The organism is Paenibacillus sp. JCM 10914 (genome assembly GCF_001315105.1).
Classification (GTDB): domain Bacteria; phylum Bacillota; class Bacilli; order Paenibacillales; family Paenibacillaceae; genus Paenibacillus_AQ.
Window position 1 is genome coordinate 75939 of sequence record NZ_BAZR01000013.1, and the last position, 21361, is coordinate 97299.

17 protein-coding genes and 2 pseudogenes are annotated in these 21361 nt (G+C 47.7%); 11 read left to right on the plus strand and 8 right to left on the minus strand.

The annotated features are described in order from the left end of the window. Positions 1-6 precede the first annotated feature (6 nt). Positions 7-2052, plus strand: coding sequence for a GxGYxYP domain-containing protein (locus tag JCM10914_RS15700; RefSeq protein WP_231638670.1), 2046 nt, complete (start codon positions 7-9; stop codon positions 2050-2052). A gap of 104 nt (positions 2053-2156) precedes the next feature. Here the strand turns inward: JCM10914_RS15700 and JCM10914_RS15705 are convergent, their stop codons facing one another. Beyond that, a complete protein-coding gene (locus tag JCM10914_RS15705; protein WP_148300220.1) occupies positions 2157-2441 on the minus strand; it encodes a hypothetical protein in 285 nt (94 codons plus the stop codon). 124 nt (positions 2442-2565) lie between these two features. Here JCM10914_RS15705 and JCM10914_RS15710 point away from each other — a divergent pair, with 124 nt between their 5' ends. Further along, complete coding sequence (locus JCM10914_RS15710; protein ID WP_036718489.1) at positions 2566-3693, plus strand: FAD-binding oxidoreductase; 1128 nt, start codon at positions 2566-2568, stop codon at positions 3691-3693. A gap of 66 nt (positions 3694-3759) precedes the next feature. Here the strand turns inward: JCM10914_RS15710 and JCM10914_RS15715 are convergent, their stop codons facing one another. Then, positions 3760-4590, minus strand: a complete 831-nt coding sequence (locus JCM10914_RS15715) for an AraC family transcriptional regulator (protein WP_023962684.1) — start codon at positions 4588-4590, stop codon at positions 3760-3762. 152 nt (positions 4591-4742) lie between these two features. Between JCM10914_RS15715 and JCM10914_RS15720 the strand changes: the two genes are divergently transcribed. Continuing rightward, positions 4743-5498, plus strand: a complete 756-nt coding sequence (locus tag JCM10914_RS15720) for a sugar phosphate isomerase/epimerase (protein WP_036718492.1) — start codon at positions 4743-4745, stop codon at positions 5496-5498. A gap of 18 nt (positions 5499-5516) precedes the next feature. Continuing rightward, positions 5517-6644, plus strand: coding sequence for a Gfo/Idh/MocA family protein (locus JCM10914_RS15725; protein WP_023962688.1), 1128 nt, complete (start codon positions 5517-5519; stop codon positions 6642-6644). A gap of 7 nt (positions 6645-6651) precedes the next feature. Here the strand turns inward: JCM10914_RS15725 and JCM10914_RS15730 are convergent, their stop codons facing one another. Then, entirely contained in the window at positions 6652-7557 is a 906-nt protein-coding gene (locus JCM10914_RS15730; RefSeq protein WP_023962690.1) for a LysR family transcriptional regulator, read from the minus strand. A gap of 121 nt (positions 7558-7678) precedes the next feature. Between JCM10914_RS15730 and JCM10914_RS15735 the strand changes: the two genes are divergently transcribed. The 6 genes and pseudogenes from JCM10914_RS15735 (at position 7679) to JCM10914_RS15765 (ending at position 15319) form a co-directional block, all read left to right on the plus strand. Next, entirely contained in the window at positions 7679-8455 is a 777-nt protein-coding gene (locus JCM10914_RS15735; RefSeq protein WP_023962692.1) for an SDR family NAD(P)-dependent oxidoreductase, read from the plus strand. 130 nt (positions 8456-8585) lie between these two features. Then, positions 8586-9347, plus strand: a complete 762-nt coding sequence (locus tag JCM10914_RS15740) for an SDR family oxidoreductase (RefSeq protein ID WP_023962694.1) — start codon at positions 8586-8588, stop codon at positions 9345-9347. A gap of 207 nt (positions 9348-9554) precedes the next feature. Continuing rightward, complete coding sequence (locus JCM10914_RS15745; RefSeq protein ID WP_023962696.1) at positions 9555-10139, plus strand: TetR/AcrR family transcriptional regulator; 585 nt, start codon at positions 9555-9557, stop codon at positions 10137-10139. A 231-nt stretch (positions 10140-10370) separates the two neighbouring features. Next, positions 10371-11336: a DUF4097 family beta strand repeat-containing protein gene (locus tag JCM10914_RS15755; protein WP_023962699.1), complete on the plus strand. Its 966-nt coding sequence runs from the start codon at positions 10371-10373 to the stop codon at positions 11334-11336. 85 nt (positions 11337-11421) lie between these two features. Next, positions 11422-11802, plus strand: a complete 381-nt coding sequence (locus JCM10914_RS15760; RefSeq protein ID WP_023962701.1) for a VOC family protein — start codon at positions 11422-11424, stop codon at positions 11800-11802. Between the two features lie 326 nt (positions 11803-12128). Next, positions 12129-15319 (plus strand): annotated as a pseudogene (locus JCM10914_RS15765) (bifunctional cytochrome P450/NADPH--P450 reductase). A 146-nt stretch (positions 15320-15465) separates the two neighbouring features. On the opposite strand, the gene JCM10914_RS15770 reads toward JCM10914_RS15765, so the two are convergent. Beyond that, entirely contained in the window at positions 15466-16032 is a 567-nt protein-coding gene (locus JCM10914_RS15770) for an NAD(P)H-dependent oxidoreductase (RefSeq protein WP_023962707.1), read from the minus strand. Positions 16033-16244: 212 nt separating this feature from the next. Here JCM10914_RS15770 and JCM10914_RS15775 point away from each other — a divergent pair, with 212 nt between their 5' ends. Then, positions 16245-17399 carry an AI-2E family transporter gene (locus JCM10914_RS15775; RefSeq protein ID WP_023962709.1) on the plus strand — a complete coding sequence of 385 codons (1155 nt, stop codon included), beginning with the start codon at positions 16245-16247 and terminating at the stop codon, positions 17397-17399. Positions 17400-17490: 91 nt separating this feature from the next. Here JCM10914_RS15775 and JCM10914_RS15780 read toward each other — a convergent pair. The 4 genes and pseudogenes from JCM10914_RS15780 to JCM10914_RS15790 form a co-directional block, all read right to left on the minus strand. Continuing rightward, positions 17491-18719 (minus strand): annotated as a pseudogene (locus JCM10914_RS15780) (cytochrome P450). Between the two features lie 135 nt (positions 18720-18854). Beyond that, on the minus strand, positions 18855-18962 hold the full coding sequence (locus tag JCM10914_RS31895; RefSeq protein ID WP_158442473.1) for a hypothetical protein: 108 nt from the start codon (positions 18960-18962) through the stop codon (positions 18855-18857). Beyond that, positions 18949-20664, minus strand: coding sequence for a cadherin-like beta sandwich domain-containing protein (locus JCM10914_RS15785; protein ID WP_370570261.1), 1716 nt, complete (start codon positions 20662-20664; stop codon positions 18949-18951). The genes JCM10914_RS31895 and JCM10914_RS15785 overlap by 14 nt, the downstream gene beginning before the upstream one ends. Next, complete coding sequence (locus tag JCM10914_RS15790; RefSeq protein ID WP_052019837.1) at positions 20583-21248, minus strand: hypothetical protein; 666 nt, start codon at positions 21246-21248, stop codon at positions 20583-20585. The genes JCM10914_RS15785 and JCM10914_RS15790 overlap by 82 nt, the downstream gene beginning before the upstream one ends. Between the last annotated feature and the right edge of the window lie 113 nt (positions 21249-21361).

The following is a 21361-nucleotide window of genomic DNA, read 5'->3' on the forward strand; positions in this document are numbered from 1 at the left end:
GTGGTAATGATGAGGAAAAGATTTACTGTAGGTCTGGCTCTTCTATGTACACTATCTTTTGTCTTCGGGACGTCTGCATTTGCGTCCAGTGCAAAAACGTATCCTGACAACATCAGTTGGCCAAAAAATCAACAACTCCCCACGTTTTCAAAGCCCAAACATCTGGATGTAGTCAACGTGTACAATGAGTCCGGGGACATCAAGCTGCTTATGACATCTCTTCAAGGGATTGTCAACAGACATAACACTCGCATTTATCTGCAGCAAAATGAAGCCGATCCGTGGGTGAACGAATTGAAAGTTCCGTATACAAGGCATCAAGATCCAATGGATGTGTTTAAAGCCTACTCCCACGAAATCAAAGGCATGATTATTTATGACCCTGCTGTTCCAGACTCGATCAATGTGGCATCTACGCTTGCTGGCCTGAAGGACGGCGTCGTCGTTAGTCCTGAACTGGCGGAAAGTTTGACCGCTAAACCGTATCGTCTAAACGTACTCGATGATTTGCAGGGGAAATTCAAAGATCGAATGGATGCTTATACTTGGCAGTATGAACATCTGTGGAGTCAAACGACTAAACGGATGATTGTTGGACTAAGTCCCAACACTTCCATTCCAATTCCCCCAGGCATTCCGGAATCCTTTCAAACCGTTGTTGAAGAACAGGAACAGGTGCGCGACGGAAGCAATCGCAAAGCTTACGAGCTTGATTTAACTGAATTGCTCGGGCAAGAAGCCGTCTATCTCCGGTTTGATGATGCCTTTCCGCAAGATGGATGGGGACCAGCTGTCCATGAAATTAGCGTGAAAGCGGACGGAGAAGAAATTATACATTTTAAAACAGGAACGCAGGAAGAAGAGAAGTATCTTTTTGACCGGCATAACTCCAAGTTTCTTCCGGGCAGTGATCACAGATTCGCCGATCACGGCAACTACTTCGTGTATGAATTTGTGCCCCCAACGAATACGAAACAATTGACTGTCTCCGTAGAGATGTGGAACCAGTTCAAAGTGTCTGCCGGCAATGTGCGTCCGCTTTCCTCTGAACAGAGAGAACCTTATGGTTTTTTAAGGGATTATGCGATCGCCAATAAAGCTATGATTTTCTGGTTGTCTACGGATGTGCCAGAGCAAAAGGTACTCTTCGAGAAGATTTTATCCGATGTAAAGCCTGGGACTCCTTATTTGGGATGGTTTGATAACGACTTTGAGGGCGAGGTTGCTGGCATCGATATTACTTCGCGCCATGGCGTTTATGTAGTTCCTTCCGATTGGTTTCATAACATGACTGTGTTTTCGGGGACAAAACCAGAGCCAATAAAATCACCTAAGACAAAAACACCGAAGTTAAACAATAAAATCTATGTCACTTTCACGTTCGGCGAGGGCGACAACTTGCAATATGACCAGAATCATATGCGCAATCTATGGAACGACCCTTCACGCGGAAAAGTTCCGATCAATTGGACATCCAGTCCGCTGTTGTACGATGCAGCACCGGCAATCCTGAACTACTACACCGCCACAGCAACGGAAAATGATTTGCTGGTCGCAGGGCCATCCGGAGTAGGATATTTCAGTCCCCACGTCTGGCCTGAAAATTCCTTTAATACATTTCTCAAAGACACATATCCTTATTTAAAAAAGAGCAATATGTCATATCCTTTCGTGCTAAACAGAGAACTGGATAAGGACCTTCCTCTTAGTCCGTCTATAGCAGACGGATATGCGAAAATTCTTAAAGTTCCCGGCTTATTTCTAGGTGCTGGTGATCAGATGGGGGTTGAAATTCTCAACGGCAACTTGCCGGTATCGATGCTGCGCGGAGCTGGAACTGTTCAGGACGGGAAAAACATCCTGAACGAGTTTAAAGCCGGTTGGGACGGTAAATCACCGACATTTATCTCCGTAGGAATCAATGCTTGGGGGATGACGCCGTCGGATGTATTAGCCATTGCGGAATCACTTGGACCGGAGTATGAAGTTGTGAAAGCAGATCAATATTTCTCGCTCATCCGAGAAGCTTATAAACTCCCGAAAAAACCGTAGTTAACTCTAAGGATGCAGGTTGATGGAAGGCGGTCTATAGGGGGGCGATTCGTACGCGGGGCGTCTCCCAGCAGCAAGAGGGTATCTCTTAAGATCTGAAGATCTTAAGAGATACCCTCTCTTTTCTGTACGCCTAGGATGAGCTGAAATGGAAGGGCAAGCACGTAATTTTTAATAAATACAGCGAAATAGCTCTCCAATAACGACATTCCATTCAGTCCATTGGACAAGTAGGTAAACAGCAAGCCGTACCAGGACATACAGAATACCATGCCTGTCACCATGCAAAGGGCCATGGACAAAACCACGAGCACCTTTTTGGATTTATCATAAGGCAAGGAAAAAGCGAGGTTCTTCGCAACGGGTTCAACCACGAATGATTCCAGCACGTAGGCTGTCATAAATCCTAAAGCGTATTGAAGTCGCTCTTCATAAGTGAACGTTCTGTGATCTTTCTACTTTCCAGTTTTCTTCGTTATAATGGATGAAGTGATTGAAGAGAGGGATGTATGCATGAAGAAAATAGTTGTTATTGGAGCGGGAATACTAGGTGCCTCCACGGCGTACCAATTAACGAAACTTGGAGCAGAAGTTGTTATTGTTGACCGACAAGACCAGGGACAAGCTACCGATGCTGCTGCCGGGATCATTTGTCCGTGGCTGTCTCAGAGACGCAATCAGGCATGGTATCGGTTAGCGAAGGCTGGTGCCAGCTTCTATCCGGGATTAATAGATGAACTGGTTAACGAAGGGGAGACAGAAACAGGATATGCACAGGTTGGCGCCCTGAGCATTCATCAAGATGCGGATAAGGTCCGGAAGATGGAAGAACGAGCGGTGCTGCGTAAAGAGGATGCGCCGGAGATCGGGGAGATCATACGACTGGGCGAAACCGAAACCAATGCGTATTTCCCTATATTGGGGGAAGGTTATTCATCCGTATTCATCAGCGGTGCCGCACGCATTGATGGTCGGGCGCTTCGCGACGCGTTGCTGCGGGCAGCCCGGCGAAATGGAGCCAACTACATCCAAGGTGATGCTGCGCTATTGTATGATTCACATCAAGTAATCGGCGTAACGGTCGGTGCTGAGCACATCTTATCGGATGTGGTTATCGTTAGTGCCGGTGCATGGGCGAACGCCTTGTTTGAACCTTTAGGTCTGAACTTCAAGGTTCGATATCAGAAAGCGCAAATCATGCATCTGCTGCTTCATGATCAGGAAGATACAGGGAAGTGGCCGGTGATCATGCCGCCAACGGATCAATATTTGCTGGCATTTGATCAACAGAAGGTTGTGATCGGCGCGACCCATGAGAATGACGTTGTCGGCTACGATACCCGGGTAACTGCCGGGGGGATGCATGAAGTTCTGAACAAAGGGCTGGAATTAGCACCAGGGCTTGCGAATAGCACCTTTCAAGAAGTCCGGGTCGGGTTTCGACCGTTCACACCGGGATTTCTTCCCGTCATCGGAACCGTTCCAGGCTGGGAAGGATTGATAACAGCGAATGGATTAGGTGCATCCGGTCTGACCATGGGGCCATATATCGGGTACCAATTGGCCAAACTGGCGCTAGAAATGCCGCTGGATATCAATCTACAAGATTATGATTTGCGAGGAGCCATTGAAGTGATATAAGACCTTGTTATCACAGCCCCGTCCATCGGTGATTTGCCGAAAGACGGGGTTGTTTGTTCTACTCCTCTAACCGAGCAATATTGGCGCCTGCTTAACAGAAGGAGCGTGTCCGAGCACCTTTTTGTAAGAACGATAGAATGAAGAGTAATCCTGAAAGCCAACCGCAGAGGCGGCGGAGGTGGCGGATTGACCCTGCATCATCAGATTCTGTGCCATGACGATACGCTTATGTATGACATAATTCCAGACCGTTGAACCGGTTGCCGTACGAAATATTTTGTTGAGATGGTGTTTGCTGACAAAGAACTTGTCAGACAAGTGATCCAAGGTTATGGATTCGGTGATATGGTCGTTCAAATATTGAATAACCCTTGCGACGGTTCTCGTCGTCGTATCGTGGTCGGTAGGACCGGCCAGGGAATAACGGCTCATCAGGACTTGTGATAACAGTGCTTCCAGACGCACGCGAAGGGACAGATCCCGAATCGATTCATCGGCGAGACGGGCTGCCATCAATTGTTTGAAGAAGGGATACATCATTTGATCACCGTTATCCGTGTAATAGATGCCAGTCGTAGGCGGATCGGCATGGAACGGAGATAACAATAGCGACTGATTCTCCGGCGGCAGAAATCCCGGCACGAAATGAAGCGAGATGCGTTCATACGGCAGATCACTTTCAATTCGGACACCATGAAATACATGAGGGGCAATAAGCAGAAGACTATGCGGCTCTAATACATAGCGTTTACCCTCCACAAGATAACTGACATCCCCCGATATAAAGTAAAAGATCTCATAAAAATTATGACAATGTATAGCATGCTGGTCCGTCATTTGCTGATCTACGGCGTGATGAAGGATTAAAGCGTCCGTATGGATGTTGATGAGCTGCATGGATAAACCTCCTCTAAGAATACCCACTTAGTGTATGAGATGATCGCTATATTTACAATATCTTAGCTCTGATTTGCAATGGAACTTCCGCAGGAAATCCCTATACTGAAAGAGAGTTAAGCCATGATAAATACAGGGAGGTGCTATCATTCATGCGTTTAGGAGCTCAATTGTATACCGTGCGATCATTTCTGCAGACAGAACGGGACATTGAACGGACATTGCAAAAAATTGCTGCTATTGGCTATACATCCATACAGGTATCAGCGATAGGTCCGATAAAGCCAGAGCGATTACGAGCGCTATGCGATGAATTATCGTTAGAGATTGTGCTGACGCACACGAATCCAGATCGTATCCTGAACGATACGGAGCGAGTGATCGAGGAGCACGATATATTAGGCTGTCAATATATTGGACTCGGAGCGATGCCGGATAAATATCGCGATCCGAAATGGTATTCGTATTTCGCAGCGGATTTCAGTGAAGCGGCTGGGCGGATCGCTCAGGCAGGTAAGCTGTTCATGTACCATAATCATCATTTCGAATTCGAGAAGATGGGCGGCAAGCGGATGATAGAACGCCTAATGGAAGACTTCTCGCCTGAGGAGATGGGCGTTACGCTCGATACGTACTGGGTGCAGGCGGCTGGCGCGGATGTATGCGAATGGATCGACATCTTGCAAGATCGTCTTCATTGCGTGCACTTGAAGGATATGGCCGTGATCGGTTCCGAGCAGCGTATGGCGCCGGTAATGGAAGGGAATATGAACTTTCGTGCGATTATGGCAGCACTCGAACGCGCCAACACCAAATATTTGCTTGTTGAACAGGATGTATGTTTAACCAGTCCGTTCGATTGTCTGTCGACAAGCTATCAGAATCTGGCCACGCTCGGCTACCGCTAAGGAGACAGGAGCTATATTATGAAAACATTACGTATTGGCATTATTGGCATGGGTAACATGGGCTCGGACCATGCAAAGAAATTAGCTCAAGGTACGGTGCCGGAAGTCATCTTAACGGCCGTGTCGGAAAACGACGGCCAGCGGCTTGCGGCTTCCCGATCTTACTTGCCCGATACCGTCGGCTTCTTCGCATCGCCGCATGAGATGATGGACAGCGGACTTTGCGATGCGGTCATTATAGCAACCCCTCATTATGATCATCCGGAGCTGGCGATAGCAGCATTCAGCAAAGGATTGCATGTACTATGCGAGAAGCCTGCAGGCGTATATACGAAGCAAGTAAGGGCGATGAACGATAAAGCGCGCGACAGCGGCGTTGTATTCGGCATGATGTTTAATCAAAGAACCAACCCGTTGTACCGGAAGATGCATGATATGATTCAGGGCGGAGAGCTTGGAGCAATTAAGCGCGTCAATTGGATCATTACCGACTGGTACAGAACGCAGGCGTATTACGATTCAGGCAGCTGGCGTGCAACTTGGGCCGGAGAAGGCGGCGGGGTGCTTATTAACCAATGCCCGCATAACATTGACCTGCTTCAATGGATATGCGGCATGCCAACGAAGGTCCGAGCTTTTTGCCATGAAGGGAAATGGCATGATATCGAGGTGGAGGACGATGTAACCGCGTACCTGGAATTCGAGAACGGTTCAACGGGAGTATTCGTAACGACGACAGGGGATTTACCCGGCACGAATCGTCTCGAGATCACGCTGGAGTTCGGCAAGCTGGTATGCGAGAACAATACGCTGACTCTGCACAAGCTCAGCCAGAGTGAGCGCCAATATTGTTACGAATCGAAGGATGGCTTCGCACAACCTACCGTTGATGTAAGTCATGTACCCGTGGAAGGGGACAACAGCCAGCATATGGGCGTCATCCAATCGTTTGCGAACTCGGTGCTGGACGGAACGGCGTTGATTGCAGACGGGGAGGAAGGGATTCGCAGTCTCATGCTATCCAATGCCATGCACTTATCCAGTTGGCTGGGTGAGACCGTCGATTTACCCATCGATGAAGAAGTGTTTCTCAGAGAGCTAGAGAAGAAGATAGAGGCAAGTAATGCAAGAGTAACTAATAAGTAAACAGTACTCAGCTCCTCGTGTCCATAAACAATGAATGATATCTATCCATAAAACGTTTCACCGTTGAATCCATCGACATGGATTCTTTCATCACCCAGCCAATCACGATGTCTCTCTGCGGCATATCGATATCGATCGATACGAAATCATTGTGATTGGCCAGGTGATTGCGGAACGAGTATTCATGACCAATCGTAACGGCATCCAATTGGACTAGCGCAGCTCCGATCGCCTCAGAGTTGCAGCTGCGAAACAGTACATGCACCTGCGTGCCTGCGTGAGTTAACTGTTCAATGAAAGGATCGGCAAATTCATCGTTAAAGACAACAAAAGTTTGTCCCTCTAAATCCTCAAGTTTAATTTTCTTCTTATTGGACAGCTTGTTCTCCTTGCTTACACATGCAAATAATTTACCTCGTTCGATCGAATGAAACAAGAGGCCGTTTAACTGCGTGTCGATATCATCGGCAGCAATGGCAACTAATCCAAAATCGATTTCCTCTTCGCGTACTTCCTGCACGATGATTCGGGATTCCTGTTCCGAGAGCTGAAATTTGAGCTCAGGATAAGAGTTTTTCATGGAGGAGATGGATTGGATTACAGACGGGAGTCCACCAGGAATGACCGATAACCGAAGCTCTTCCTTACCCTTTTCTCCCATATAATCCGCAATTTCTTTAATCGCCAGAGTGCTGTTCAGTATATCCTTCATTTTGTCGATAATGGGACTACATTCCGAGATCAGATAAGCGCCTCTCCTTGTACGAAGGAAGAGCTTGATATCAAGCAGTTCTTCCAGCTTGGTGATCGCTTGGCTTATTGTGGATTGGGTAACCGACAAGTTCGCAGCAGCCATCGTGATCGATTCGGTCCTTGCGACCTCGACTACGTACTTCATATGTTCAATATTCATCTGCCTGCCCCAGTCATTAATTAATTTAATAGTAACTTAATTTAACTTAAATATACATAAAGTAAGGGCGGATGTACAATAATGAAGTAAGCGATATCATGTTGGAAGGGAGACTAAGGATATGACTGTCACTCGTTTTCAAGATAAGGTAGCGATTGTTACGGGGGGAGCGTCCGGCATCGGACATGCCATTGCAGAGCGTCTCGTAAGGGAAGGCGCGTATGTCGTAGCAGCAGACCTGAATCAGGAACGCTTGCATGATATGCAGAAGGCCCTTGGTGAGCGTTTCTTGGGCGTAACGGCCAATGTCACGCAAGAAGATCAAGTGGCTAAACTTGTTCAAGATGCGGTAGAGAAATTCGGCGGTTTGGATATCGCCTTTAATGTAGCGGGAGCTTCCAAGTCAGGGACGATAACGGAGCTATCGGAAGCAGATTGGGATTTTACCGTTGATTTATGCTTGAAAGGCGTATTCTTAAGCATGAAACACGAAGCCAAGCAGATGATGAAACAGGGTGGAGGAGCTATCGTCAATGTGGCTTCACTCAATGCCCACGTTCCGATGTATGCGGGTTCGGCTTATGCCTCAGCCAAAGCTGGCGTGGAAATGCTGACACGCAACGGCGCGCTGGAAATGGCTCGCAACAACATCCGCGTGAATGCCATTCTACCGGGATTGATTGAGACGCCGCTAACCTCCGGACTGCTCAGCAGCGAAGAGATTCGCGCCGCCTATATGGAGCGAATTCCAATGAATCGGGCAGCTGTTCCTGAAGAAATGACAGGTCCGGCATTATTTTTGGCTAGTAGTGATGCAGCGTACGTATCCGGGGCCAGCTTGCTAGTGGATGGCGCATGGAATACGAGCGGGTATCCGGATTTAAGCCGCTGGTTCTAGGGGCAACTCATGACTAAAAAACCGCGAATGATCGCGGTTTTTTTTGTGATCAATTCATTTGACAAAGGCTCCTGCAATTCACTATAATTTAAATGAACAGTTGTTCAATAAATGTATGGAGGGATTTGTCATGCGTTTGAAGGATAAAGTAGCCGTCGTGACTGGTGCTGCATCAGGCATGGGTAAAGCGATAGCTGAATTGTATGCAACAGAAGGGGCAAAGGTTGTCGTATCTGATCTTAATATCGAAGGTGCGCAAGCGGTTGCTGACGGGATTAAAGCTGCTGGTGGCGAGGCAGTAGCCGTTAAGACCAATGTTGCGGATTCAGGCGATATCAATACGATGATTGATACAGCCGTCAATACTTACGGAACACTCGACATTCTAGTGAACAACGCGGGCATTATGGATAATATGGCAGCGATCGGTGAGGTAGAGGATGAAAGATGGGATCTGATATTCGATGTAAATACCAAGGCCGTTATGCGTGCCATTCGCAAGGCCATTCCGATCTTCCTGGAAAAAGGTAATGGCGTTATCGTTAATACCGCTTCAACAGGTGGTTTTAGTGGAGCGCATGCAGGCGCTGCTTATACGGCGTCGAAACACGCTGTGATCGGTATTACCAAAAACACAGGATTTATGTACGCACAAAAAGGGATTCGCTGTAATGCGATCGCACCTGGCGCAACAATGACGAACATTTCCGCTTCGATTAAGAATGTGGACGAATTTGGTGCATCCCGCACGAAGGTAACCCAAGGCGTCATTCCGCGTGTTGGACAACCTGAAGAGATCGCCCAGGTTGCGTTGTTCCTGGCTTCGGATGAATCCAGCTTTGTGAACGGCACCGTCGTATCCGCTGATGGCGGATGGACCGCTGGTTTCTAACAAACTTTATTCATACTAATATCACAACTATCAAAAGTTGCAAGCAGATTCGATGCTCGCAACTTTTTTTATTTTATTGATTTTGAAGTATACTTTTTGCGGCACGCATTATATAATACTCTTCATAAATCTAGTAATTGAACACAAAGAATAAAAACCGTTCATTAAACGAAGAGTGGGTAATATATATCAGGGAGTGCATGGGACATGAATGATCAGGATCAAAGAGTCATCAAGACTAAAACAGCCTTACATCAAGCGCTCGTAGCCTTATTGAAGACGAATGCCCTGGAGTCCATTTCCGTATCCGCGCTATGCAGAGAGGCAAGCGTTAACAGGGGGACTTTTTATCTGCATTACAAAGACATCGGGACCTTATTTGACGAGCATCTCAATTATTTGCTTAAGGATTTGGAAGAATCGTACTATGAGCCATACCGACACGTGTCTTTATTAATACCAAATGATCTCGATCCATCCACAATCCGGATTTTTCATCACGTGAAGAAATATCAATCTTTCTATGAAATCGTATTTGATAAGAAATCTTCGTTGTCCTACTACTATTCATTACTTGAGAAAATAAAGGCTCTTATGCTGGAAAGCTCATTGAAACATCGTTCGGATATACATGAGTTGTCATGGTTGATTGCATACCAGGCTAATGCGATTATGGGCTTAATTATCCAATGGAATGAAGATGGGTATAAGCACACGCCGGAATTCATGAATGAACAGCTCACGTATTTCTTGAGGTCTCAAGATAGAGAAACATCATATGATCGTTCATAATAATAGGAGGTCAGCGTCCGTTGAATGGGGGCTGGCCCTATTTCATATTTGTGGCTGCTTTAAGGCGGCTTTTTCTGTTTACATACAAGACATACTGGACCTAAGTCTGGGATGTAATCTCATTCGCGGGGCCAATGCTAAAGCTTTCCAGCGATGCTATACTGAACAGGACTCCGAAGATGGAAGCGGATGGTAAAAACTATCAGGATGATGGAAGAATGGAGAATGGATATGCGGAAAAGCACAGGTTGGTTAATCGTTATTGTGGGTGTGCTGTTGTTAATATTCACCTTAAATCCAACGAAATATTTCTCAGGCATTCAATTAGGAAATATTCTCAATATGGAAGAGATCAATGATGAAGAAGTATTCCCGGCCGAAGATTTCCAGCAACTGCAGTTGCATACGGGAAGTACCAATGTGAATGTCATCCAAGGCAACTCCGACCAAATCAAAGTTAGCCTGCAAGGAAAGGCAAGTACGAATCTAGCAGAGCAAATAAAGCTTAAGGCGGAACCTCGCGGGGACACCCTTGTTCTGGGCGTTGATTACCCGCAGGGCATCAATCTGGGCGTGCAGATCAGAAACGTTGAAATGATATTGGAAATGCCCGAGAAGCAATGGAAAACCGCGGTAATTGAGAGCGGAAGCGGCAATATTGATATAGCTCAGTTACTGGGTGATCAGATTGAAGTGAAAGCGTCAAGTGGTAACGTCCGTTTAACGCATGTGAGTGGTGATAAGCTTCAGGTCTACACGGGCAGCGGTAATATGTCGATTGAAGAGATCCGAGCGGAATCGATCATGTTGAAGGCAGGTTCTGGTAATATTAGAGCAGAACAATATACGGCTGCCTCTCTAAGTTTCCAAAATGGTAGTGGTAATGTTGAGCTGGATAGCGGAGCATCGGAACTGCAAGGGAAAAGCGGTTCAGGTGACATCCTGATCGTCACAGAAGATCTCGCGCATAACACGGATATTCAAGCTGGAAGCGGTAAGGTAACCATCGACTTGGTTCAAATGCCTTCTTCATTAGAGGTGGACTACCAAGGAGGCTCCGGCAGAGGAAGTGTGGAATGGGACGGCTTCCAATCTGAAGTGAATGACCAGAACGGTAAACGGTTGAAGGGAATGTTTGGTGCTGGCGAGGCATTACTCAAGGTACGCACAGGCTCAGGAAACTTTACGTTGAAATAAAGGAGCCGGCAGGTTTAGAATATCTCTTTCGTGTTATGATAGATAAGAATTCCATTCTGAATTTAATTAAGGGAGCGAAAGAGTTATGATCGGTAAAGTTGGTCAAATTATGGTGTATGTGAATGATCAGGATGCAGCCGTCAATTTCTGGACGGAAAAGCTCGGGTTTCGAATCGTGTCTGAGGAGAATAACGGACAAGGAATGCGATGGATCGAGGTTGCTCCGAGCGACGACGCGCAAACGAGCATCGTTCTGCACAATAAAGAAATGGTTGCCAAAATGTCGCCTGGAGTTAGCTTGGGCACTCCGTCCTTAATGTTCTTCACTGCCAATATCGATGAGCTGTATAGCCGATTATCTAGTAACAACGTCAAGCTTGGTGAAATGATCAATATGCCTTCGGGCAAAGTCTTTAACTTTGCCGATGATGAAGACCAATATTTCGCCGTCATGGAAAGACAATGAGCTTGATTCAATATGAATGTAACGGCAGTCGCAGCAGCGACTGTCGTTTTTTGTATGGAATCTTTCCTCATATTGGCATGGTTCAAAAGTTTTAATCAGTGCGTTTGATTGGTTGAAAAGTAATACGCGCAGAAATTAATTATAGACCTCCGACTGATATACGGGGCTATTTAATCGTGGTAGGGTAAAAGCAAGGATGAGACAGCATGGTTAAAAGAACAAACGATGTTGCCGTCAGATCCTCTTTTTTTATCATAAATTGACCATATTACGATATTGGTCAATTCGTATTAACAGAGAGAAATAAGGATATGGAGGGAAAATAAATGACAACACCTATGGCAAAGGTGCCACCACAACCTAAAACCTTCGGTCCTCTGGGAAATCTGCCACTGATGGACACGGATGCTCCGGTACAATCGCTTGTGAAGGTGGCTTCAGAGATAGGACCGATTTTTCAATTTCAGTTTCCCGGAGGACGCAAGGAATTGTACATTTCCGGACATGAATACGTGAAGGATGCGTGTGACGAGAAGCGCTTTGATAAACGGGTCTGGGCTCCGCTGCAGAATGTTCGGCCGTTTGCAGGGGATGGTCTGTTTACGAGCGCGACGCAAGAGCCCAACTGGAAAAAGGCGCACAACATCTTGCTATCAAGCTTCAGCCAGCGCGCGATGCAGAATTATCATACGAAGATGATCGATATCGCCATGCAGCTCATCCAGAAATGGGCGCGGTTAAATCCGGATGATACGGTTGACGTTCCAGCAGATATGACTCGCTTAACCCTGGATACGATCGGTTTGTGTGGATTCAATTACCGCTTTAACAGCTTTTATCGTGAAGACTATCACCCCTTTATCGACAGTATGGTCGGTGCGCTTGATGAAGGTATGAATCAACTTCACCGACTGGGTATTCAGGACTTGTTCATGGTTCGGAAGAAGCGTCAATTCCAGGAAGACATCCAAACGATGTTCGATCTTGTGGATACGTTGATTGAAGAACGTAAGGCACATAGCGGGGAGGATGGAGATTTGCTTGCCCACATGTTGGATGGGGTAGATCCCGATAACGGGGAGGGTCTGGATCATGAGAACATCCGCTATCAAATGATCACGTTCCTCATCGCGGGGCATGAGACGACCAGCGGTCTGTTGTCTTTCGCGATCTATTATCTGATGAACCACCCGGATAAACTTCGCAAAGCGGTGCATGAGGTCGATCGTGTTCTTAAAGACCCTGTACCAACGTATCAACAAGTACGGGATTTGAAATACGTGCGGATGGTTCTGAACGAGTCGCTTCGATTGTGGCCAACGGCACCCGCATTCTCGTTGTATGCGAGAGAAGACACGGATATCGGAGGTACCTATCCGATTAAGAAAGGGGACAGCGTAACGGTACTGATCCCCGGACTCCACAGGGACCAGCGTGTGTGGGGAGAGGATGCGGAAGCTTTCATACCTGAGCGTTTTGAAGACCCAAGCAAGATTCCACATGACGCATACAAGCCGTTCGGTAATGGACAGCGGGCTTATATCGGTCAGCAGTTCGCTATGCAGGAGGCCACTTTGGTGTTAGGGATGGTTCTCAAATATTTTGAGTTGATCGATCATCAAGGATATGAACTGCAAGTCAAAGAGACGCTGACCTTGAAGCCGGAGGGTTTCCGCATACAGGTGCGCCATCGTCAAGGAGATGCCGCCCGTGTGGTACCCGGAATTTCGGCTACACCCGAGAAAGAGCAGGAAGAACGTGCAAGACGTCAGGAGACAGACGCAACGAACAACCATAACACGCCGCTACTCGCGCTGTATGGATCTAATCTAGGTACTGCAGAAGGAATTGCCAGAGAAGTGGCTGATGTTGCAAAGTATCAGGGCTTCAGCAGTCAGGTGGGAGCATTGGATGATTATGCTGGCAAGCTTCCGCAAGAAGGGGTCGTTGTGATCGTTAGTGCCTCTTACAACGGTCAGCCGCCTTCCAATGCCAGAGCTTTCATGGAATGGTTGGAGCATGCAGAAGAACATGAGATTCAAGGGGTTCGCTATGCGGTATTCGGCTGCGGGGATCATAACTGGGCAAGCACATATCAACGAATCCCTCGTATGATTGACGAATGGATGGCTTCCAAAGGAGCTCAGCGATTGCTTGCACGCGGGGAAAGCGATGCAAGCGGTGATTTTGAACGCGAAGTCGATGCATGGACGGAGCATTTATGGCCAGATCTGCTGCAAGCGCTCGGATTGCCGCTCGTTGCCGATACGGGTACGAAGCGAAGCACTCTATCTGTCCGCTACGTCCATGGCGTAGCCGCTGTACCCTTAGCAGAAACGTATCAAGCCGCAATTGGCCACATCATGTTAACCCGAAATTTACAGCATGCGAATAGTGGTCGTATGACACAGCATATCGAAATTTCGCTTCCGGAGGGGACGGAATATCGAGAAGGGGATCATATGGGGATCCTTCCGATCAATTCGGAAAAGCTTGTTGGACGTGTGCTGCACAGGTTTAAGCTCCAGGCTGCTGCCCATTTCATCCTCGCTACTGAAGGACGAAGCAGCGCTCATCTTCCTGTCGGTGTCCCAGTTCGTCTGGATGATCTATTGTATCGCAGTGTCGAACTGCAGGAACCGGCCACGCGCGCTCAAATTCGGGAGATGGCTGATTGTACGGTATGTCCGCCGCATGCCCAGGCGTTACTGGATCTGCTTGAGGAGGAAGCTTATCTAAGTGAGGTGCGAGCCAAGCGGATTACGATGCTTGACTTGTTGGAACGATATGAAGCTTGCGAATTGCCGTTCGAACGATTCCTTGCGTTATTGCCAGCTTTAAAACCGAGATACTATTCAATTTCCAGCTCGCCAAGCATAAGCCGGACCGAGCCAGCATCACCGTTAGTGTCGTCAGGGAGAAGGCTTGGAGTGGACAAGGTGAGTACCGCGGAGTCGCCTCCAACTATTTAGCCCAACTGGAGACAGGTGCAGAAGTGACGATGTTTGTCCGTTCCCCAGAATCAGGGTTCGAGCTACCGGAAGACCCTGCAACCCCGATCATCATGGTTGGACCAGGAACCGGAGTCGCACCTTTTAGAGGGTTCATTCAAGCGAGACGTTCGCTGCGGGGGGAAGGCAAGAAGCTTGGAGCAGCCCATCTGTACTTTGGTTGCCGTAATCCGGAGCAGGATTATATTTATCGGGAGGAATTGGAGCAGGCCACTGAAGAGGGTCTCGTGTCCTTACGAACCGCTTTCTCGAGGTTGGATGGAACTCCGAAATGTTATGTCCAGCATTTAATGAAGGAGGATGCAGAGGAACTGTTATCCTTGCTCGAAACAGGTGCACGCCTGTATATTTGCGGAGACGGCTCCCAGATGGCACCGGATGTGGAACGAACATTGGTCAATGCCTATCAGGATAAACACGGAGTGACTGAGAATGAATCAGGGGCCTGGCTGACCCGTTTGGAGTCAACAGGTCAATATGTTAAGGACGTCTGGGCTACGGCATAGGCTTTTCTCCCTGTTGCATATGATGTGTTAATGGGGAGAGAAGAACAGCTTGCCTGATCTGAAGGCTGTAGAGCGATAGGCCCGTTCGAAGACGGAAGAAGTATTTCCTGGACAAGGAAATACTTCTTTTGTGCATTATAGAGGCTTCACAGGTTGTCGATAAACTGCAAATATTCCAGCGCACTGACTTCGAGCTTGCTCTTTGCTGGTTCTTCCTCTGCCCCCGGTACATGTTCTCCAGGCGCATTTTCTTGACCATAGAATGCAAAGAACGAACGATAATCCGCACTACAGTAGCGAAAGGTGGTCTCGAAGGGCGATAATAAATGCCCCAGCGTGTAGCGATATCTTCCATCCTCGGCGTAATCTTCTCGTTTGATTCCGGTGGATACGGCTAGAGCAATCTTCCGATTGGTCAACTTATCTCCTTCAGAACCATGGGACCAGCCATAAGTAAAAACATCATCCAGCCATTGTTTGAGCAGGGGAGGGCAGCTAAACCAATAAATCGGAAACTGCAGCACAAGTTGCTCATGCGATTCGATTAAGCGGTGTTCCTGCTCGACGTCGATGTTTCCATCCGGATACGCCTTATGCAACTCGTGGACTGTATACTTCTGCGGATATTTCCGGAGTTCTTCGACCCATCGTTTATTGATGATGGATGTTTCAAGATGGGGGTGAGTTACAATGACGAGCGTTGTGGTATTCATGGATAAATCCTCCCTATGCATGTTGTATGTATCGAGTATAGAGATTGATTTGCTGCGATGTAAGTACGCACTTTTTTTACAGGTACTTACATAAAGGTGAGTGTTTCATTCGTTCTGGCATCAGATCATCGGCAATATTTTATCTTTCATTTTCATTTATTGTATAATGATTTAATAAAGGAATAGAGATACATAAGTGAAGGAGAAGATTCATGGAGCAACCTCGTATATGGCCTGATCGGTTCAAACGATTTTTTCTCAACAACAAGTTTGTCTTAGTGTTGCTTGTCCTGTTGCTTGTCGGTCTTAACATCTTGGTGATGAGCAAGATCTCGTTCGTATTGCACCCGCTTGCGGTATTGATCAAGACGATCGTATTGCCCATCATTTTATCGGGTATTTTGTATTATCTGCTGAATCCCCTCGTGGATGTCATGGAGAAGTGGAAAATCAAGCGTGGCTGGTCCATTCTGATCCTGTATCTCGCTATTGCGGGTATACTGACTGTGGTCGTGATCGCCGTCATTCCGGCTGTGCGTAATCAAATCACGGGATTAATTCATAATTTCCCAACGTATAGCGAGAACGTGAAACAGCAATTTGAGGAGCTTACGGGGAGTCAACTGTTTAGTCAGCTTCAGGAAACTATAAACATTAATTCTCAAGAATGGTGGAGCACGCTCACCCAAAAGGCAACGGAGATATTGAATCAAACCTGGACCCGGGTGGGGGGCTTTTTGGGTGCTTTTACTGAGACGGTGGTATCGATTATTACCGTGCCGTTCGTGCTATTCTATATGTTGAAAGATGGGAAGAAGCTGCCGCATAAAATCTTGTCCTTTCTCCCTACCAACAGTCGGGGCAGCCTTTTGCGTGTGCTGAGTGATATCAATCATCAGATCAGCTCCTTCATCCGCGGACAAATAATTGTCAGCTTTTGCATTGGTGTTCTTCTTTACATTGGTTACATGATCATTGGCTTGGACTATGCATTAATCCTGGCTATTATCGCGGCGTTTACGAATGTCGTACCTTACCTGGGACCTGCGATCGCCATTACGCCTGCACTGATTGTGGCCTTGGTCACTTCTCCAGTGATGCTGCTCAAAATGGTTGCCGTCTGGACGATCGTTCAATTGATCGAGGGTAAATTCATCTCGCCTCAGATTATGGGTAAGACACTCAAGATCCATCCGATCACGATCATCTTCGTTATTCTAACTTCAGGGAATCTGTTCGGTGTGGTCGGTATTCTGTTGGCTGTTCCTGGTTATGCCGTACTTAAAGTCTGCACAACCTACCTCTTCAATTGGTTCAAAGCTCGCTCCGGGCTATATGAGCCGCCTAAACCAGATCAAATGGTATAAGTAGCAGAACCCTCGTTCATCGGCGATTCGTCGATGAACGAGGGTTCTTTAAGTTCAAGGGAAATGAGTGTCGGAGAGGTTGCGGTTACAACTAGCGATATACCTTTACTGGCAGGGAGGACAGCATTTGTCCTGCTGCGGACGGTGTCAGATTATCCGCTAGCGTAAAGCCGGGAACGGGTTCGATTCGAGAGAAAGTATCCATAAACATCCCGATCCCCATGTTCGCTTCTAGTCTTGCTAGCGGGGCACCTAAGCAGAAATGGGGTCCATTGCCGAAAGTCAGATGCTGCTTATTGTTAGGACGATGGATATCGAGCGTGAATGGATTGTCGAATACGTCTTCATCCATGTTCGCAGCACTCATCCATGCGACCACCACATCGCCTTTCTTCAGTTCTACCCCGAGCAGGTTGTTATCCTGCTTGACCGTCCGATCCATCTTGGCAATATTAAACCGATAGCGAAGCATTTCTTCCACGGTGTTGGGAAGTAGTTCACGGTTAGCACGTACTTCGCCGTAGATTTGTGAATTATCATATAGGAACGAATAGAACGTATTGGCTAATAGATGGCTCGTGGTCTCGATGCCAGCCCCTAAGATAAACATCGTGGTACGTACGATATCATCATCCGATAAGCGCTCTCCGTCAACCTCGGCTTGGATCAAATCCGAGATGATATCATCGGACGGGTTAGCCCTCTTTTGCACGATATGAGGGAAGAGGTAGCTATAGTATGCTTTTGCGGCCTGGCGTTTGATCTCCTGTACATTTTCTGTATTCTCTTTGGGCATCGGGAGGAACAGGTCGTATACCCATTTCTGAAACAACAGCCGGTCTTCCATGGTACGCCGAGCAAATCAGAGATCACGATCGTAGGCAGGGCACTGGCAAAATCTTTCACCACATCGATCTGTTCGGCTTCTTTTATCTCCTGGATCAGCTCGCTCACGATCTCCTGAATACGCGGCTCCCACAGCTTCAAGCTGCGGGGGGTGAATGCAGCCGCAAGCAAGGAGCGGCTCTTGCGATGTTCCGGTGGATCGGTCATCAGGTTGAACTTGCCCATGTGCTTGCCTTCATCGTTATCGGCCCCAACACTAATCGTTGTTCTTGTTCTGACATTAGAGAAATGCTCATAGTCGCTGAGTACTCTCTTCACGTCCTGGTAACGAAAGGCATTCCAGGTGTCCGTGGCTTCGTTGTAGCTGATTGGTTCATGTTGCAGTTTGTGTTTGTACCACACATAAGGGTTGAACTCCTCGGTTGGCGATTGAAACTGAGTAATGTCTTCTAAAGAGATAATCTCATTATTCATATCTTTCCTCCCAACTGCTACGATTAGTTAAGTTAACTTAACACTTGTTATTTTAACATTTAATAGCAATGAGAACCTTCATCCTAATGTCCTAAGCCCAAAGAACCCACCATTTGCGGGTTTCAATATATGGTGCTATGACTCGATTTTGGTTACAGCCAACAATTTCAGAATAATCGAGACAGCTTCCGCCCGAGTCGCCTCCGCCCGAGGGTCGAAATTGCCCTGATTACGTCCCTGCACAATGCCCAACTCCTTCAGGGCATCCGCCGAGCTTTCGCCCATGCCGGTATGCTTGCAGCGTCGGTAAATCCGGCGTCTTGGCTAGAGGCATCACGCCAAACGCTTTGGCTGCCAAGACTACCAGCTCCGCGCGCGTAATGCGCGCATTTGGCCGGAACGTGCCGTCCGGATAACCTGTGACGATGCTCTCATGATAAGCATAGGCAATCGATGGCGCGGCCCAAGCTCCAATGGCATCGTGATCGGTAAACTCAACTGTGGCGATTGCATTGCTTGCTTCCGTTCCAATCACATTCATCAGCATGACCAGGAATTCCGAGCGCGTGACGGGCGCGTTTGGTTTAAAGGTCTCATCAGGATAGCCGCCGGCTACACCAGCACATACGGCTTGCTTAACCGTAGCTTCGGCCCAGTGGCGGGCAAGATCGGTTATGTGCACATGTTCGTTAACGCAGGTCGCCACGGGAGCCTGATCACGCGTTACAACGATTCGGTATTTCACCACGCTTCCGTTCGCGGCCTTCACTTCGATTTCAACTTCGGTCTCACCGACCTTGAGCGCAATCGGCTCACTTGCTTTACCGCCCGATACGAGCATGCCGTTCACTCGAGTTGTGGCCTGAGATTGTTCCGCTTTCGGGGTCACAACAAACGAATCCACAGCATGGGCCACACTTGCCCGATATTCTGTGATCGACGGAGAAAACGTCGGGTCGAGCTTTCCGCTGGACAATTGGATATCGCTTAGTCGCGCATTGCCAGAGAGCACGGGCGCCGTTGGCGTTGGTGTGGATGGCGCTGAAGGCGGCGACGGTATGGACGGTGGTGATGACGCGACTGCCCGCGTGGCTTCGATGGTATAGGTTTGCGAAGGCCCATTGGACACTTCCAACCGTATTTCGATCCGGTTTGTTCCCACATCAAGCGGCAGCGGGCTGGATGCCGTATCGTTAGCCAGCCCAATCGGTCCTGAGACTAACGTTCCGGCTGGATCATACACGCTTGCTGTTACCTGAACGATGGGGTTCGCACCCGAAGGCGTAACCGTGATTTCGCTGATATCGTTATTCACGTTTATCGTATAATCGTTGATGTTGGAGGCAAAAGAGGGGGTTAAGTTGCCATTGGAAATGGTGAGACCCGCCAACTGAGGAATTAGAAATAAGATGGGATTGGAGGAGGGGATGTTTCGACTCGTATTTGATCCATCACCCAGTTGACCATAATAATTGTTGCCCCATGTCCACACCGTCCCATCGTTTTTTAATGCTGCGGAATGAGCAGACCCAGCGTCAATGGCGACTACATCGCGCAGACCTGTTACTTCAAACGGAGTCAGTCGATTTTGCGGGATTTCTTGACCATTTTGATATAAAAAATAATTTCCCCATTCCCACACCGTCCCGTCATTTTTTAACACGGAGGTTGAGTATGTGCCCAAAGAAACCTCGACAATGCCATCTAATATCTTGACTTCCGTTGGTGTGCTTTCATAATTCGTACTAGTTCCTAGCCCAAGTTCTCCCTCTCGATTGGAACCCCAAGCCCATAAAGTGCCATCTTCCTTTTGAGCGAAGGAATGAGTCGGTCCCGTGGCCATGGTTCGAACTTGATTTAATCCTATAACCTGCACGGGCAGGCTCTGATCATCAGTATTCCCGTTTCCGAGTTGACCGAGAATATTGGACCCCCAAGCCCATATCTTCCATCATCCTTGAGCGCAGCAGAGCGATAATGGCTTGCCGCTATGGCATCCACATTGCTTAATGCCATTAATTGTTGTGGTGTATATTGCTCTGTCGTCGTCCCATCTCCGAGCTGGCCATATTGATTGCTGCCCCAAGTCCAGACCGTGCCATCTTGTTTCAATGCTACGGAATGAACAATTCCCATTGCAATTGCTTTGACATCATCAACTTGCTGGATTTGTACTGGGATGTCACGATTCGTTGTGGTTCCGTCTCCGAGTTGGCCGTGATCATTCAGGCCCCAGGCCCATACAGTTCCGTCACTCTTCAACGCTAGAGAGTTACCATATCCAGCTGCAATTGCCACAATGTCGTTTAATCCCGTTACTTGTACGGGCATAGTCCGATCTGTTGTGCCCCCGTCACCAAGTTGGCCGTGATTATTCAACCCCCACGCCCAAACATTTCTGTCCCGATCAAGTGCGAGCGTATGCATAAGCCCTACAGCAATGTGGGTAATGAACACGTCCCCGCTAGCCTCAACCCTCTCCGCTTCGCCGAGATGGTCGTCACTACGATCATGAACGCTAACATCCATTTCCAGATCCTATTCATGAAAAAATATCACGCCCCCTTTAAAATGTCCTATCTATCATAGAGCATGCTGTCTGTTTATTTCGACCAACTAAAGTTGGTTTTATGAAATGAAAC